Origin of the sequence: Erwinia sp. S43 (assembly GCF_016624745.1) — a bacterium.
Taxonomy (GTDB): domain Bacteria; phylum Pseudomonadota; class Gammaproteobacteria; order Enterobacterales; family Enterobacteriaceae; genus Erwinia; species Erwinia coffeiphila.
In genome coordinates this window covers 81,208-96,159 of record NZ_JACVTX010000007.1, presented here as the reverse complement: position 1 = coordinate 96,159, position 14,952 = coordinate 81,208, and the positions used below count along the sequence as shown (strand labels likewise).

14 protein-coding genes and 1 pseudogene are annotated in these 14,952 nt (G+C 59.3%); 12 read left to right on the top strand and 3 right to left on the bottom strand.

Annotated elements, in window-relative coordinates; genetic code table 11:
• Nucleotides 1-227: 227 nt before the first annotated feature.
• Genes yiaK through araD form a run of 7 tightly spaced genes read left to right on the top strand, consistent with a single transcriptional unit; the run spans nt 228 to nt 6,712 of the window.
• A complete protein-coding gene (yiaK, locus tag IBT47_RS11470; protein WP_200560539.1) occupies nt 228-1,226 on the top strand; it encodes a 3-dehydro-L-gulonate 2-dehydrogenase in 999 nt (332 codons plus the stop codon).
• Between the two features lie 13 nt (nt 1,227-1,239).
• Entirely contained in the window at nt 1,240-1,725 is a 486-nt protein-coding gene (locus IBT47_RS11465; protein ID WP_105592166.1) for a YhcH/YjgK/YiaL family protein, read from the top strand.
• The gene (locus IBT47_RS11460; protein ID WP_105592167.1) at nt 1,722-3,020 is read left to right on the top strand and encodes an MFS transporter; all 1,299 of its coding nucleotides are present in this window, start codon (nt 1,722-1,724) and stop codon (nt 3,018-3,020) included. The genes IBT47_RS11465 and IBT47_RS11460 overlap by 4 nt, the downstream gene beginning before the upstream one ends.
• Nucleotides 3,017-4,492: an FGGY-family carbohydrate kinase gene (locus IBT47_RS11455; RefSeq protein ID WP_200560538.1), complete on the top strand. Its 1,476-nt coding sequence runs from the start codon at nt 3,017-3,019 to the stop codon at nt 4,490-4,492. The genes IBT47_RS11460 and IBT47_RS11455 overlap by 4 nt, the downstream gene beginning before the upstream one ends.
• A gap of 3 nt (nt 4,493-4,495) precedes the next feature.
• On the top strand, nt 4,496-5,158 hold the full coding sequence (gene ulaD / locus IBT47_RS11450) for a 3-keto-L-gulonate-6-phosphate decarboxylase UlaD (RefSeq protein WP_200560537.1): 663 nt from the start codon (nt 4,496-4,498) through the stop codon (nt 5,156-5,158).
• Nucleotide 5,159: 1 nt separating this feature from the next.
• A complete protein-coding gene (locus tag IBT47_RS11445; protein WP_200560536.1) occupies nt 5,160-6,017 on the top strand; it encodes an L-ribulose-5-phosphate 3-epimerase in 858 nt (285 codons plus the stop codon).
• The gene (araD, locus tag IBT47_RS11440) at nt 6,014-6,712 is read left to right on the top strand and encodes an L-ribulose-5-phosphate 4-epimerase (RefSeq protein WP_200560535.1); all 699 of its coding nucleotides are present in this window, start codon (nt 6,014-6,016) and stop codon (nt 6,710-6,712) included. The genes IBT47_RS11445 and araD overlap by 4 nt, the downstream gene beginning before the upstream one ends.
• Nucleotides 6,713-6,843: 131 nt before the next feature.
• On the opposite strand, the gene IBT47_RS11435 is transcribed toward araD, so the two are convergent.
• Both IBT47_RS11435 and IBT47_RS11430 read right to left on the bottom strand, forming a co-directional pair.
• On the bottom strand, nt 6,844-7,986 hold the full coding sequence (locus IBT47_RS11435) for a phytanoyl-CoA dioxygenase family protein (protein ID WP_200560534.1): 1,143 nt from the start codon (nt 7,984-7,986) through the stop codon (nt 6,844-6,846).
• Nucleotides 7,987-7,995: 9 nt separating this feature from the next.
• On the bottom strand, nt 7,996-8,826 hold the full coding sequence (locus tag IBT47_RS11430; RefSeq protein WP_105592173.1) for an SDR family oxidoreductase: 831 nt from the start codon (nt 8,824-8,826) through the stop codon (nt 7,996-7,998).
• Nucleotides 8,827-8,945: 119 nt separating this feature from the next.
• On the opposite strand from IBT47_RS11430, the gene IBT47_RS11425 reads away from it, so the two are divergent.
• On the top strand, nt 8,946-9,953 hold the full coding sequence (locus IBT47_RS11425; RefSeq protein ID WP_200543208.1) for a LacI family DNA-binding transcriptional regulator: 1,008 nt from the start codon (nt 8,946-8,948) through the stop codon (nt 9,951-9,953).
• 16 nt (nt 9,954-9,969) lie between these two features.
• Here IBT47_RS11425 and IBT47_RS11420 read toward each other — a convergent pair.
• Nucleotides 9,970-10,464, bottom strand: a pseudogene (locus tag IBT47_RS11420) (GNAT family N-acetyltransferase).
• Between the two features lie 547 nt (nt 10,465-11,011).
• Between IBT47_RS11420 and IBT47_RS11415 the strand changes: the two are divergent.
• The 4 genes from IBT47_RS11415 (at nt 11,012) to gntU (ending at nt 14,899) form a co-directional block, all read left to right on the top strand.
• Entirely contained in the window at nt 11,012-11,707 is a 696-nt protein-coding gene (locus IBT47_RS11415) for a pirin family protein (RefSeq protein ID WP_200560533.1), read from the top strand.
• Between the two features lie 113 nt (nt 11,708-11,820).
• Nucleotides 11,821-12,816 (top strand): gluconate operon transcriptional repressor GntR, encoded by a 996-nt coding sequence (gntR, locus tag IBT47_RS11410; RefSeq protein ID WP_105592177.1) that lies wholly within the window; start codon nt 11,821-11,823, stop codon nt 12,814-12,816.
• A 192-nt stretch (nt 12,817-13,008) separates the two neighbouring features.
• A complete protein-coding gene (gntK, locus tag IBT47_RS11405) occupies nt 13,009-13,548 on the top strand; it encodes a gluconokinase (protein ID WP_105592178.1) in 540 nt (179 codons plus the stop codon).
• A gap of 10 nt (nt 13,549-13,558) precedes the next feature.
• Nucleotides 13,559-14,899: a gluconate transporter gene (gene gntU, locus IBT47_RS11400; protein WP_105592179.1), complete on the top strand. Its 1,341-nt coding sequence runs from the start codon at nt 13,559-13,561 to the stop codon at nt 14,897-14,899.
• The last annotated feature ends 53 nt before the right edge of the window (nt 14,900-14,952 follow it).

Below are 14,952 nucleotides of genomic sequence, written 5' to 3'. Positions count from 1 at the left end.
CATCATCACGTAGCCGACAGCAGAGGAAACTTTGCTGTCGGCTTTGCCATGCCCGTTTTTGACCGGGTGTGGCGACGATCACAGAAGCTGACATTAATTTTATCTATCTGTTTTTTAACACTAAATTCACCCCCCGTTTTTTTGACTTCATTCCGATAACCTCATAGGATTTATTTGGAACGACATTCCACATATTGAAACACACACCAGCGGGGAGTAACAGCAGCATGAGAATCAGCTACCAGCAGTTAAAGCAGGAGTTCCTGCGCGCTTTACTGGCGCGCGGCGTGGCGGCGGAGAAGGCCGAAGCCTGTGCCACCCTGTTTGCCGACACCAGTGAAAGCGGCGTTTACTCCCACGGCGTGAACCGCTTCCCCCGCTTTATTCAGCAGCTGGATGCCGGGCATATCGTGCCGACGGCAACCCCGGAAAAAATTCTCTCACTGGGCGCGATTGAACAGTGGGATGCACATCGCGCTATCGGCAACCTGACCGCCACCGACATGATGGATCGCGCGATGGAGCTGGCCGACAGCCACGGCATCGGCCTGGTGGCGCTGCGTAACGCAAACCACTGGATGCGCGGCGGCAGCTACGGCTGGCAGGCGGCTGAGAAAGGCTATGTTGGCATCTGCTGGACCAACTCGATTGCGGTGATGCCGCCGTGGGGCGCAAAAAACTGTGCTATCGGCACCAACCCGCTGATCGTTGCCGTACCGGGCGAGCCGATCACCATGGTAGATATGTCGATGTCGATGTTCTCCTACGGCATGCTGGAAATTAACCGTCTGGCGGGCAAAACCCTGCCGGTAGACGGCGGCTTTGATAACGACGGCAACTACACCCGCGACCCGGCCACCATTGAGGAAAACCGCCGCATTCTGCCGATGGGCTACTGGAAAGGCTCCGCGCTCTCCATCGTGCTGGATATGCTGGCCACCCTGCTCTCTAACGGCTCATCGGTCACCGAAGTGACCCAGGACAACGGCGACGAATTCGGTATTTCCCAGGTATTTATCGCCATTGACGTCGACCGACTGATCGACGGCCCAACCCGCGACGCCAAGCTGGCACGCATTATTGAATCCATCAGCGGTGCCGAACGCGCCAACGGCGAGCAGGCCATCCGCCTGCCGGGCCATAAATTCCCCGGCATCCGCGCTGAAAACCAGCAGCAGGGCATTCCGGTCGACGAGCGCGTCTGGGCACGTATTCAGGCGCTGTAACAGGAGCAACGCGATGATTTTTGGACATATCAACAATACCGAAGCGCACCACTACCCTGTCGCCGTTGCCCGTGCTGTGGACTATCTGGCCCGCCACGATCTGCGGGCGATGGCCGCCGGACGCTATCAGCACGATAAAACCGGCTGGGTCGTACAGGTGCTGGATTTACAGACCGGCCCGCACAGCGAGAGCTTCCCGGAAGCCCATCGCCACTTTGTTGACGTGCAGTTTCTGGTGGACGGTGAGGAGCTGATTGGCGTGGCGACGGAAAAAGCCGAGCTGGCCATCCACCAGCCGTACAACGCCGATCGCGACATTATTTTCTACCGCGATGCGCCAAACGAAACCCTGTTGCTGATGAAGCCCGGCAATTTCGCCGTGTTCTTCCCGCAGGATCTTCATCGGCCAAACCTGATGATCGACGGCCCGCAGGCGATCCGCAAAGTGGTGGTCAAGATCCCTCTTACCGAGTTCGTTAATTCCGGGAGTACGCTATGAGCCTGACCTCAAGTTCTGTGGCATCCCGCGCGTCCATTCCTAACACGCGCTGGCTGCGTATTATTCCGCCGATCCTGATCACCTGCATTATCTCCTATATGGACCGCGTGAATATCGCCTTTGCTATGCCGGGCGGTATGGATGACGAGCTGGGGATCAGCGCCTCAATGGCCGGTCTGGCGGGCGGGATCTTCTTTATCGGTTATCTGTTCCTGCAGGTTCCCGGCGGCAAGCTGGCGGTCTACGGCAACGGTAAACGTTTTATCGGCTGGTCGCTGCTGGCCTGGGCGGTTATCTCCGTCCTCACCGGTATGGCCACCAACCAGTATCAGCTGCTGGGGCTGCGCTTCCTGCTGGGTGTGTCCGAAGGGGGCATGCTGCCGGTGGTGCTGACAATGATCGGCAACTGGTTCCCCGATTCTGAACGCGGCCGCGCCAATGCGATTGTGATCATGTTCGTGCCGATCGCCGGGATCCTCACCGCCCCGCTTTCCGGCTGGATCATTACCAGCTGGGACTGGCGCATGCTGTTCTTCGTGGAAGGTGGGCTGTCGCTGGTGGTGATGGCGCTGTGGTGCTTCACCATCAGCAACCGACCGCAGGAGGCGAAGTGGATCTCCGAGGCCGAAAAGAACTATCTGATCAAAACGCTGCATGACGAACAGCTGCAAATCAAAGGTAAAAATACCCGTAAGGCCTCGCTGCGCCAGGTGATGCGTGAACCGGTGATGTGGCGGCTGATTATGGTCAACTTCTTCTATCAGACCGGGATCTACGGCTATACCTTGTGGCTGCCGACCATCCTGAAAGGACTGACCAACGGCAATATAGAACAGGTGGGCTGGCTGGCGATCCTGCCGTACGTTGGCGCGATCTTCGGCATGTTTATATTCTCGTCGCTGTCCGATGCCACCGGGCGCCGCAAGCTGTTTGTGGCGCTGCCGCTGGCCGGGTTTGCTATTTGCATGGCGCTGTCGGTACTGCTGAAAGCGCATATCTGGTGGTCCTACGCCGCGCTGGTCGGCTGCGGGGTGTTTATTCAGTCGGCGGCCGGGGTGTTCTGGAGTATTCCACCACGCCTGTTTAACGCCGAAGTGGCGGGCGGCGCACGCGGCGTGATTAACGCGCTGGGCAACCTTGGCGGCTTCTGTGGTCCATATATGGTTGGCGTGCTGATTGCCGAATTCAGTAAAGACGCCGGCGTTTACAGCCTGGCGATCTCACTGGCGATTGCTTCGGTACTGGCGCTGACCCTGCCTGCACGCTGCGATGCACCGCAGAAGGGGGCCGCATGAGTTACTGGCTGGGGCTGGACTGCGGCGGCACCTTTATTAAGGCCGGGCTGTATGACGCATCAGGCCGTGAACAGGCGGTGGCGCGGCAAAACCTTGCGGTACTGGTGCCGGAACCGGGCCGTGCGGAACGCGATATGAACCAGCTGTGGCAAGTTGCCGCCACGGTGATCCGTCAGGTGCTGGAAAACGGCAGTATCGCTGCCGCAGACGTGCGCGGCATGGGGATCTCTGCTCAGGGTAAGGGCCTGTTTATGCTGGATAAGCAGGGCCAGCCGCTGGGCAACGGTATTCTCTCCTCCGACCGCCGCGCGCTGGAGCTGGTTCAGCGCTGGCAGCGCGAGGGCGTGCCGCAGGCGCTCTATCCGGTCACCCGTCAGACGCTTTGGACCGGTCATCCGGTTTCGCTGCTACGCTGGGTCAAGGATCACGAGCCGGAACGCTATGCGGCGATCGGCAGCGTGATGATGGCGCACGACTATCTGCGCTTCTGCCTGACCGGCGAACGGGCCTGCGAAGAAACCAATATTTCTGAATCCAATCTCTATGACATGCAGCAGGGCGACTGGTCGCCCGCGCTGGCGGAGATGCTGGAGATTGCGGAGATCCTGCCCGCCCTGCCGCCAATCGTCGGCTCCAGCGACGTTGCCGGGCACATTACGGCCGCCGCCGCCGCGCAGTGTGGGCTGGCGGAAGGCACGCCGGTGGTGGGCGGACTGTTTGACGTGGTGTCCACCGCGCTGTGCGCCGGGCTGTACGACGACACGCGGCTCAACGCGGTGATGGGCACCTGGTCGGTGACCAGCGGCATTACCGACCGCCTGAGCGATGAAGTGGACTATCCGTTCGTGTATGGCCGCTACGCCATTGACGGCCAGTACATCGTTCACGAAGCCAGCCCGACCTCCGCCGCTAATCTGGAGTGGTTCTGCCAGCAGTGGGGCATTGACGACTACGCGCAGCTGAATCAGTGGGTGGCGGAGCTGCCCCCGGCAGCCAGCTCGCTGCTGTTCGTGCCGTTCCTCTACGGCAACAACGCCGGAGCTAATCTGCACGCCAGTTTCTACGGTTTGCAGGCTGGCCACCAGCGCGGCCATCTGGTGCAGGCAATTTATGAAGGCGTGGTGTTCTCGCATCTGACCCACCTGAACCGCATTCTCAAACGCTTCCCCAACGTCAGCGCCCTGCGCCTGACTGGCGGGCCGACGCGCTCTGCCGAGTGGATGCAGATGTTTGCCGATATCAGCGGCCTGCCGGTGGAGATCCCGCAGATTGAAGAGAGCGGCTGCCTGGGAGCGGCGCTGGTGGCGATGACCGGAACCGGCGCGCAACCGTCGCTACAGCAGGCGCAGCGGGCGCTGGACCCGGCGATCGTCAGCTATCAGCCAAACGCCGAAAACCACGCGCTTTACCAGAAAAAATACCATCGCTATCAGAAACTTATTACGGCGCTGATTGCCGCCAACCAGGAGTAACTCATGAGCCGTTCCTCTGTTCCTCAACTGCAGCTGGCGCTGGATCATACCCGGCTGGATGCCGCCCTTGATGCCGCCGATCGCCTGCACGAGCACGTCGATATCGTGGAAGCAGGCACCATTCTCTGCTTCAGCGCGGGCGTGGAAGCGGTGCGCCAGCTGCGCCAGCGCCTGCCGGAGAAAACTCTGGTGGCCGATTTTAAAGTCGCCGATGCCGGATCGACGCTGGCCGAACTGGCGTTTGAGGCCGGGGCTAACTGGATGACGGTGATCTGCGCCGCGCCGCTGGCCACCTTTGCCAGTGCCCATGAGGTGGCGCAGCGCTACCAGGGCGAGATCCAGATTGAGCTGTTCGGCAACTGGACGATGGACGACGCCCGCAGCTGGCGCGCCCTCGGCCTGAAGCAGGCGATTTACCACCGTGGCCGCGATGCGCAGGCGCAGGGGCAGCGCTGGAGCCAGCAGGATCTTGACGCGATGAAGGCGCTTTCCGACCTCGGCTTCGGGCTGTCGGTGACCGGCGGGATCACCCCGCAGGAGCTGCCGCAGTTCAAAGAGATCGACGTGCGTGCCTTTATCGTCGGCCGCGCGCTGACCGAAAGCGCCAACGGGCTGGCCACCGCCGCCGAGTTCCATCAGGCCATCGACAGCATCTGGGGGAAATAACATGCGTCAGCACCCGTTAGGTATTTATGAAAAAGCCCTGCCCGCGCACCTGAGCTGGCCGGAACGTCTGGCGCTGGCGAAAGCCTGCGGCTTTGACTTTGTTGAGATGTCGGTGGATGAAACCGATGCCCGCCTGGCGCGCCTGGACTGGACCAAAGCACAGCGCCTGTCGCTGGTGGACGCGATGATTGAAACCGGGGTCAACATCCCATCGATGTGCCTGTCCGGCCATCGCCGCTTCCCGTTTGGCAGCCGCGATCCGGCCGTTCGCCAGCAGGCGTACGATCTGATGGATCGCGCCATCCAGCTGGCAAAGGACACCGGCATCCGCACCATCCAGCTGGCGGGCTACGACGTTTATTACGAATCGCACGATGAAGGCACCGTGACCCGCTTCGCCGAAGGGCTGGCCTGGGCGGTGGAACGCGCGGCGGCAGCGCAGGTGATGCTGGCGGTGGAAATCATGGACACCGAGTTTATGAACTCCATCAGCAAGTGGAAGCACTGGGATCGCCAGCTGGCCTCGCCGTGGTTCACCGTCTACCCGGACGTTGGCAACCTCAGCGCCTGGGGCAACGACGTCAGCGCCGAGCTGGCGCTGGGCATCGATCGCATCGCTGCGATCCATCTGAAGGACACCCTGCCGGTTACCAGTGACTCGCCGGGCCAGTTCCGCGACGTGCCGTTTGGCGAAGGCTGCGTCGATTTTGTCAGCGTGTTCCGCACGCTGAAGCAGATTAACTATCGCGGCGCGTTCCTGATTGAAATGTGGACCGAAAAAGCCGAAGAGCCGGTGGCCGAGATCGTACAGGCGCGGCGCTGGATTGAACAAAAAATGCAGGAAGGAGGATTACTGTGAGCTTAACGTCTCTGAAAGAACAGGTGTTCGAGGCCAACCTCGCCCTGCCGCGCCATAATCTGGTGACCTTTACCTGGGGCAACGTTAGCGCAATTGACCGCGCCAGCGGCCGCGTGGCGATCAAGCCTTCCGGCGTGGATTACGATGTGATGACGGTGGACGATATCGTGGTGGTGGATCTGGAGAGCGGCCGCGTGGTGGAAGGCAGCAAGAAGCCCTCTTCCGATACGGCAACGCATCTGGCCTTGTATCGTGCCTTTGAAACCATCGGCGGCATCGTGCATACCCACTCGCGCCACGCCACCATCTGGGCGCAGTCCGGGCTGGATCTGCCCGCCTGGGGCACCACCCATGCCGACTATTTCTACGGCAAAATTCCCTGCACGCGGCTGATGACGGCGCAGGAAATTGCCAGGGATTACGAGCACAATACCGGCGAAGTGATTATTGAAACCTTCCGCTCGCGCGATATCAGTCCGGCAGCCGTTCCGGCGGTGCTGGTCAACGCCCACGGCCCGTTTGCCTGGGGCAGCGATGCGGATAACGCGGTGCACAATGCGGTGGTGCTGGAGGAAGTCGCCTATATGGGTATCTTCTCGCGGCAGCTGATGCCGGGGATTACTGATATGCAGCAGGTGCTGCTGGATAAGCACTATTTACGTAAGCACGGGGCAAATGCGTATTACGGGCAGTGAGTGACGGTTGCAGGATCGTGCCCCGTTATACGTTACGGGGCACGATCGATTGAAGCACCGCTGTCAGATCAGCACGGCAAAGAGCAGGCGAATGTCAAAATCAGCACAGTCCTTTGTTTCCTCATCCGACATCATGCCTGACGTTTCTGCGTATGCTCTGCCAGCTGCTGGTTGAAATGTACCGGCGTCCACTTCTCTCGCAGCGCCTGTAACAACAGGGCCTGCTGGGTCTGCGGCACCAGCCCGCCCAGCGGCGGATCGGTATCCAGATTGGTTGGAAATGAGTAGCCCTCCGCAGCGGATGCAATAACGGCACTGAGCTTATCTTCCGGCAGCTCGCGCTGAAGCAGGGCCGGATAAATACTTTGCAGCACCTTGATATGGTTAACCTTCTCCATCGTTTTGCCAAAGCTGGATGACACCTGCAGCAGGTTGGCGGTGCGCACGCGATCCTGCGTAACGTTATTGCCCGCCGCATGGAACAGCGCCGGGTTGAAGAACAGCCCGTCGCCTTTGTGCAGCGGCAGCTGGATGGCATGCTGCTGGAAATAGGTAATAAACTCCGGGTCCCGCCAGGCCAGATAGCCCGCCTGATACTGCTGCGACCACGGCAGCAGCTGGGTCGGTCCGGACTCAATCGGCATATCGGTGTGCGCCACCGCGCCCTGCAACGTCAGATACTGCGACAGAATTTGCAGCGGCAGCGGGAACTGTTCGACCACCTCATTACTCTGGAAGCCCAGATGGTAGTCACGATGCGGCTGCTGCGCCTTGCCGCCGGGGCGTACCTGGTTCACCTGGGCGGTCATCTCGTAGCCCGGCCCCAGCCAGCTTTCACAAATTATCGCCAGCAGCGGATTGTCGTAATAATCAATAAAGGCGTCGGCATCGCGCTCCGCGACTTTTTGCAGCGCGTTCCAGATGCGGCCGTTGCTGCCCGCTTTGGCGAAGTGATCGCCGCCGCCGCCCGCTGCGGCTTCATCTTTCAGGATCGCTTCAAACAGCTGGCTGCTGCGGTCCACCGCGGCCAGGTTGTCATACAGTCCTTTCACCACAAATACGCCGGGGCCGGAAGAGAGTGCACGGTGCAGCTCGCTCAGTACCGCTTTCCGATCGTCACGCGCGGCGCTTAACAGCGAGTCGGCGCGGTAAATCAGCACGTTCAGCTCGCTGCTTGCCGCTAACGGATAATCATCCTGGCGCAGCGTCTGGCGGCAAACCGCCGCAAACTCATCAACTTTCAGCTGCTTTTCCTGCAGATAGATAGCGTTCATCTCAGCTCCTTACAGGCTCAGCGGTTGCTGGGGTTTTGGCGCGCCGTCATCGCCGCAGCCCACCACGTTCTGGTCGAAATCAATCACCGCGCCGGTCATCATCCCGGACTCTTCAGAGAGTAAAAACGCCACGCCGCGCGCCACTTCGCGCGGCTTCAGCAGGCGGCCAAATGGCTGTTCGCGCTCGGCTTTTTCCAGCCAGTCGTCGGAAGCCTGGTGATACTGCTTTTGAATATCATCTTCGTGCGGGGTGTCCATCCAGCCAATGTTCAGGCCGTTGACCCGGATGCGGTTGCGCATGGCGCTGAAGGCGACGTTTTTCGTCAGCGTGACCAGCGCGCCTTTGGAGGCGGCATAGGTGGTGAGGAAACTCTGACCGCCGTGGGAAGTCATGGTGATGATATTAACGATACTGCCTTCCGTGCCGTTCGCCACCATCAGTTTGATTGCCGCCTGCATCAGGAAGAACGGCGCGCGGACGTTAACGGCGAAAATGGCGTCAAACAGCTCCGGAGTGGTGTTAAGGATGGTGCCACGATCGGACATCCCGGCGCAGTTCACCAGGCCATGCAGCACGCCAAAGCGGCTTTCCGCCGCAGCGATCACCTGCTCGCAGGAGTGCGGATCGGTCAGGTCGGCAGCGACAAAGCCGGCATCGCAGCCCAGCGCACGCAGTTTTGCCACCTGCTCTTCACCTGCCCGCGCGTTACGACCGCAGATAATCAGGCCACGCGCGCCGCGTTCTGCCAGCAGCTCGGCCACCGCCGCGCCCAGGCCCTGGGTACCGCCGGTCACCACATACACTTTGTTCTTAAACTGATTGTTGAAATCTGAACTCATGATTAAGCGCCTTTCTTGTTTTTTGTCGGATACAGGGTGAGGAACATTTGCTCTTAACCACCTTATCACTTACATTTTTTTAACAACACGCACCGATAACCTCAAAAAGACCTCAAATAATGAAGTTCTCCATTAAACAGATTGCCGCGCAGTCGGGCGTCAGCAAGGCGACGGTGGATCGCGCGCTGCACAAACGCGGCAGCGTGCATCCGCAAACCGACCGGCGGATTGCCGCCGCAATCCGCGATCTTGAGCTACAGCAGCGGGTGAATCTGGCGAGTGGCAGAACGCTGAATATTGACGTGGTGCTGCATACCCCCGAGCGCTTCAGCTCGCTGGTCAGCGCCGCCCTACTCAGCCAGCTCGGCAGCCTGGCACCGTTCCGCCTGATGCTGCGTTTTCACGTCTTTGAACAGATCGATGCGAAGGCCCTCCAGCAGTTACTTTTGCGCTGCGGCAGCGACAGCTACGGCGTCATTCTCAAGGTCAGTGATGAGTCAGCGCTGAACGCCAGCGTGGAAGAGCTGCTGCGCCAGCGGGTGCCGGTCGTCACGCTGGTGACCGATCTGCCCGACAGCGCGCGTATTCGCTACGTGGGCATGGATAACGGCAGCGCCGGGCGTACGGCGGCCTATCTATTGTCACGCTGGCTGGGGCCGCAGCCCCACTCGGTGGCAGTGGTGCTGAGCAGCGCCGGATTTCGCGGCGAAGAGGAGCGGGTTGCGGGCTTTGCCGAAGGGCTGCACCAGCTTGCACCGCAGCATAAAGTGGTGCGCATCAGTGAAGGCTACGGCGTCGACAGCCTGACGTTTGAGCGGGTGAGCCAGGTGCTGGATCGCGATCCGGCTATCAGCGCAGTTTACTGTGTTGGCGGTGGTAATCGGGCCATCTTCCGCGCGTTTACCAGTCAGCAGCGCCCGCTGCGGGCGTTTATTGCCCACGATCTGGACGAGGAAAACCGTGAAATGCTGGCCGCACGGCAGCTGGATGCGGTTATCGATCACGATCTGCGCGCCGATGCCCGCAGTGCGTTACAGGCAATCCTGCGCTTTCACGGTTTTTTACCGCCGGAAGAGGAAATCGGGGAGTTTTCGCGGGTCAACGTGGTGACGCCTTTTAATCTGTAGGCGTCACCGGCTGGATTCAGTCTTTCAGTCGGGCCATAAATAGCGCATCGACCTGCACGCCGTTACGCACGCCAAAGCGTACGCCGCGCCCTTCGGTCACGAAGCCAAATTTCTCATACAGCGCAATGGCCGCCTGATTATCGGCGTAAACGGTCAGTTCAATGCGATCCACCTGTAGCTAGTTATCGCAGAGATCGACTATCGCCGTCATCATCGCCTTCGCCACGCCCTTGCCGCGATGGCGAATGTCCACGCCCAGGCCAAATGTCGCCGTATGGCGGCGGCGCGCCGGGGTATTCAACGCCACGAAACACTGACCGACGATCTGGCTATCGATGCAGGCCACCAGCATGTGCTGGCCGTCCGGCGTGTTTTTTAGCTTCTCCTGCCAGCGCTGTAGTGAAGGGTAAGGGAGCTGAAGCGTATCGCTGTAGGTTTCCGGCTGGCTGTACATCTGATGCAGCGCCGCAGCGTCATCAGGCTCGGCGTGTCGAACGATAATCTCACTCACCTTTACTCTCCTTAGTGTTAGAAAACCTCTTTAAAATCAGGGTTTTTTATCATCAAATCAAGTAAAAAATAATCAGAAAAGAGCTTTACAAGTGCGAATGATAATGATTATTATTGCTATGCGTTTTCAGCAGAGCTCTGCTACTGGCTGAGAAGGCACGACATTGCTCACATTGCTTCCAGTGTTTCTTAGCCAGCTCGGGTGCTGGCTTTTTTTTTGCCTGCGTTTTGCCCGGCCCTCTAACTCTTCACCAGTTATCCATTCCATCGTTTCACACCGATTACCCCACTGCTGCGATATCCACTGCCGCCGTGACTACCGCGGTCATTTTTACCGTTGCGGGTGCCGCCCTCACTTTCGATACTGCTGTCACTTTTCTCCATGAAGCCTTTCCCTCCTGAAAGACCGGGTTGTCACGCAACCCCAAGCTGACTGATGCATCCGCCACTGTTTCATCGAATAATTTGAACAGAGGAGACAATTTTCTCCGCTATCAACGCGGGCTGTTCGGGCGCAGACTACGTTAAAACATTGAGGAGAATTGAATATGATCTACTTACGTAAAGCACAGGATCGGGGCCATGCAAACCACGGCTGGCTGGACAGCTATCACACGTTCTCTTTCGCTAACTATTATGATGCCAACTTTATGGGCTTCTCCGCGCTGCGGGTGATTAACGAAGACGTGATCGATGGCGGCCAGGGCTTTGGCACCCATCCGCATAAAGATATGGAGATCCTGACCTACGTGCTTTCCGGCACCGTGGAGCATCAGGACAGCATGGGCAACAAAGAACAGATCCCGGCGGGTGAGTTCCAGATTATGAGTGCGGGCACCGGCGTTCGTCATTCCGAGTACAACGCCAGCAAGGACGTGCCGCTGCATCTGTATCAGATCTGGATTATCCCAGAAAGAACCGGCATTGAGCCGCGCTACGCGCAGCGTCGCTTTGATGATGTCCAGGGCCGTCAACTGGTGCTGTCGCCGGATGCGCGCGACGGTTCACTGAAGGTTTACCAGGATATGACACTGTCCCGCTGGGCGTTTAAAGCAGGCGAACAGGGTACAGCAGAGGTCGCCGAAGGCCGCAAAATCTGGATTCAGGTAGTGAAAGGCGATGTCACCGTGAACGGTGAAGCCGCCACGACCAGCGATGCGTTTGCCATCTGGGATGAAGCGGCTCTGGAGATTACCGCCAGCAGCGACGCGGAGATCCTGCTGTTCGATCTGCCGCCGGTTTAAGGCCTGCGAAGATAGCTGCATCACACTTTGGGCGCGGGAAACCGCGCCCTTTCTCTTTTTCCCGCCCAGATTTGTTACACTCAGCCGGATACCGTCCAACCAGCTGAAGCCAAATGAAGAAAAAAAGACCGGTACTTCAGGATGTTGCCGATCGTATCGGCATCACCAAAATGACCGTCAGCCGCTATCTGCGTAACCCCGAGCAGGTTTCCGCCGCGCTACAGGGCAAAATTGCCGCCGCGCTGGACGAGCTGGGCTACATTCCCAACCGTGCCCCGGATATGCTCTCCAACGCCACCAGCCGGGCGATTGGCGTGCTGCTACCGTCGCTGACCAACCAGGTGTTTGCCGACGTGCTGCGCGGCATTGAAACCGTTACCGATGCGGCGGGCTACCAGACGCTGGTCGGCCACTTCGGCTACAGCCCGGAGAAAGAGGAGCTACAGCTGCGCTCCCTGCTGGGCTGGAATATCGACGGCCTGATCCTGACCGAACGCACCCACACCGCCGCCAGCCTGCGGATGATCGAAACCGCCGGCATTCCGGTAATTGAGATGATGGACAGCGTTTCCCCCTGCCTGGATATGGCGGTGGGATTCGATAACGTTGAGGCCGCGCGGCAAATGACCCAGGCCATTTTGCAGCGCGGCCATCGACACACGGTTTACCTCGGCGCGCGGCTGGACGAACGAACGCTGCAAAAAGAGCGCGGCTATGCGCAGGCGATGCGCGAGGCCGGACTGGAGCCAAAAACCGTGATGATGGAAGCGGCCTCGTCGTTTACCGCCGGTGCGATGCTACTGCGCGAGGCGCAGAAGCGCTATCCGCAGACCGACAGCCTGTTCTGCACCAACGATGACCTGGCGGTGGGCGCGATGTTTGAGTGCCAGCGGCAGGGGCTGCGGGTGCCGGAGCAGATGGCGATCGCCGGTTTTCACGGCCACGATATTTCAAAGGCCACCACCCCGCAGCTGGCTACCGTGCAGACCCCGCGTGAGCAGATGGGCCAGGAAGCGGCGTCAATGCTGCTGGCGCGTATTCGCGGTGAAGCGGTCGATTGTGGGCCGCTGGATATCGGCTTTACGCTCTCCATCGGCGAAAGTATTTAACCCCGACGGGCGCAATCGCGTCCGTTATCTCTTTGTGCCTCCCTCACGCTGTTTTTGCCGTTTTTTTGAAGTCCCTCACATTTACCAGCTTTTCCCGCCGCAGCTGTTGCCATAATTTGTACAGCACCAGACAATGTTACCGATAACAAATTGCCGTTCACACCTGCTATTGACTCTGACGGAGCAAAAATAATGACCTCATCTACCCCGTCCAATCACGTATTCGTACTGATGGGCGTATCCGGCAGCGGCAAATCTGCCGTGGCTAATGCCGTAGCACATGAACTGAAAGCCGCTTTCCTTGACGGTGACTTCCTGCACCCGCGCGCCAACATTGAAAAAATGGCCGGTGGTCATCCGCTGGACGACGCCGACCGCAAGCCGTGGCTGAAGGCGATTAACGACGCCGCGTTCGCCATGCAGCGAACCAATGACGTATCGCTGATCGTTTGCTCGGCGCTGAAAAAGCACTATCGCGACATCCTGCGCGAAGGGAACCAGAACCTTTCCTTCGTCTACCTTAAGGGCGATTTCGACACCATTGAATCCCGCCTGCGCGCGCGCAAAGGCCATTTCTTCAAGCCGCAGATGCTGGTTACCCAGTTCGCTACCCTGGAAGAACCGGGTAGCGAAGAGAAAGATGTGCTGGTTGTGGATATTAATCAGTCCCTTGATGACGTCATTGCCTCAACGCTGAAAGCCATTGACGGTGCCATCAACAAGACGAAGTAAGTAGGGTGTAATGAGTACTGCAACACTGGTTTTGACCGCAGCAGGTTCGGTATTACTGCTGCTGTTTTTAGTAATGAAGGCGCGTATGCACGCCTTTGTGGCGCTGATGTTAGTGTCAATTGGTGCCGGTCTATTCTCCGGCATGCCGCTGGATAAAATCGCCCAGACGATGGAAAAAGGGATGGGCGGCACGCTCGGCTTTCTCGCCATCGTTGTGGCGCTGGGGGCGATGTTTGGCAAGATCCTGCATGAAACCGGCGCGGTCGATCAGATCGCCATCCGCATGCTGAAAGCCTTCGGTGAAAGCCGTGCGCATTACGCGATGGGCATTGCCGGACTGATCTGCGCGCTGCCGCTGTTCTTCGAAGTAGCGGTCGTACTGCTGATCAGCATCGCCTTCGCCGTGGCGCGCCGCACCGGGGATAACCTGGTGAAGCTGGTGATTCCACTGTTTGCCGGGGTTGCGGCAGCGGCGGCGTTCCTGCTGCCGGGGCCTGCGCCGATGCTGCTGGCTTCGCAGATGCATGCCGATTTCGGCTGGATGATCCTGCTGGGGCTGTGTGCGGCGATCCCGGGCATGCTGATTGCCGGTCCGCTGTTTGGCCGCTTTATCAGCCAGCACGTGCAGTTCACGCCACCGGCGGAAAGCGAACATCCCGAATTTGATGAGAGCAAGCTGCCGTCGTTTGGCTTCAGCCTGTCGCTGATCCTGTTCCCGCTGGTGCTGGTGGGGCTGAAAACCATCGGCGCGCGCTTTACCGAACCCGGCTCCCGCCTGTATGAATGGCTGGAGTTTATCGGTCACCCGTTTACCGCAATTCTGCTGGCCTGCCTAGTGGCGATTTACGGCCTGGCGTACCGCCAGGGCATGGACAAAGAGCGCGTGATGCAGATCTGCGGCGCGGCCCTACAGCCAGCGGGAATTATCCTGCTGGTGATCGGTGCCGGTGGCGTGTTTAAGCAGGTTCTGGTGGATTCCGGCGTCGGCCCGGCACTGGGCAACGCCCTGACCGGCGCGGGGCTGCCGGTTGCGCTGGCCTGCTTCGTGCTGTCCGGCGCAGTGCGCATTATTCAGGGTTCGGCGACCGTCGCCTGCCTGACCGCTGTGGGGCTGATTATGCCGGTGATTGAACCGCTGCATTATTCCGGTGCTCAGCTGGCCGCGCTGTCGATCTGTATTGCCGGTGGCTCGATTATCTTCAGCCACGTCAACGACGCCGGTTTCTGGCTGTTTGGCCGCTTTACCGGCGCAACGGAAGGACAAACCCTGAAGACCTGGACGATGATGGAAACCATCCTCGGCACGGTTGGGGCGGTGATTGGCATGATTGCGTTCGAACTGCTGTCGTAATAAATCAGAAGGGGCGGCGAAAACTGCCCTGCCCCTTCTTCGATTCTGTATAT